This is a genomic window from Hymenobacter terrestris (assembly GCF_013377905.1).
In the GTDB taxonomy this organism is placed as follows: domain Bacteria; phylum Bacteroidota; class Bacteroidia; order Cytophagales; family Hymenobacteraceae; genus Hymenobacter; species Hymenobacter terrestris.
Genome location: NZ_JABKAV010000150.1, coordinates 1 through 1,157, shown reverse-complemented (window position 1 = coordinate 1,157; position 1,157 = coordinate 1). Strand labels below are relative to the sequence as shown.

General features: G+C 58.8%; 1 pseudogene. It reads right to left on the bottom strand.

Annotation, left to right across the window (positions count from 1 at the left end):
• Nucleotides 1-152: 152 nt before the first annotated feature.
• Nucleotides 153-1,101: pseudogene (locus HW556_RS18355) on the bottom strand (IS481 family transposase); the annotation flags it as partial.
• Nucleotides 1,102-1,157 lie beyond the last annotated feature (56 nt).

The window sequence follows — 1,157 nt, the reverse complement described above, 5'->3', positions numbered from 1 at the left end:
GTACGGGCAATTATCTTTGCGTTCGAGAGCAGTATTGATGAGCGTAGTGACCGGGCCTGGGCCGCTTTGGCGCCGCATCTATCGGGCAAAGCGGGCGACGTTGGGCGGACAGATACTGATAACCGGCTGTTTCTCAACGCCGTGTTCTGGCTCGTGTATAGTCCCAGTGTGAAGTGGGTCGGGTCTCGGGTAAAGGTAGTGGGGTTCTTTTGCCACTGCGCACAGACAAATTCGTGCGGTGTCAGCCCGCGTAAGGTCTTCAAGCGCTTGGCGTGGTTATACGCCAGTAAAAAGGCTTGTAGATGCTCGTTGAGCTCTTCTGTGGTCTGGTAGTGGAAACGCTTGACCGTGGCTTCCTTGATGGTGCGGTTCATGCGCTCGACCTGGCCGTTGGTCCACGGGTGAGCTGGCTTGGTGAGGCGGTGTTGCACGCCATACTCGCGGCAAATGCGGTCAAAACTGTGCCCACCCGGCAGAAACTGGTGCGCCTGCGGCGTGAACTGCACGCCGTTGTCCGTCAGCACGGTGTGCACTTTATAGGGCAATTTGTCGAGTACGCGCCGCAAAAATTCAGCCGCCACGACCCGTATGGCCCGTGGGTGGAGTTCGGCAGACGTTACTTTACTAGTGCGGTCGATGGCTATGAACAGGTACTGGCGACCTTGCTCGGTCTGCACCTCGGCAAAATCGACATGCAGGTAGCCAAGCGGATACTCTTTGAATTTCCTTTTCGGCGGACTCTGCCCGTCTTCGCTCAGCGGCAGGTGGCTGACGCCGTGGCGTTGGAAACAGCGGTGCAGTGCCGAACGAGACAGGTGCGAAATCGTCGCTTGCAGCGCGTATAGGCAGTCATCGAGCGCCAGCAGGGTGTGCCGACGAAAGGCCACGGCAATGGCCGCCTGCTCAGCGCTAAGCACCGTCGAAGTCGGTTCAGGGCCCATGCGCGCGTCCCGTACGTCAGGGCGCTTGCGCCACTTGGCCACCGTTTTCGGATTGATGCTGTAGCGCGTGGCTAAGCCTTGTAGGCTTTGCTGGCTGTGTTGGATAGCGCGCCGTACTGCCGCCGCTCAGGCGGGAGCTGCCGTGGAGTACTTGTCCCATAGATGCGTGCGAAATTCCAGCCCGAAAAATACACCATCACATGCTGGGACTATACA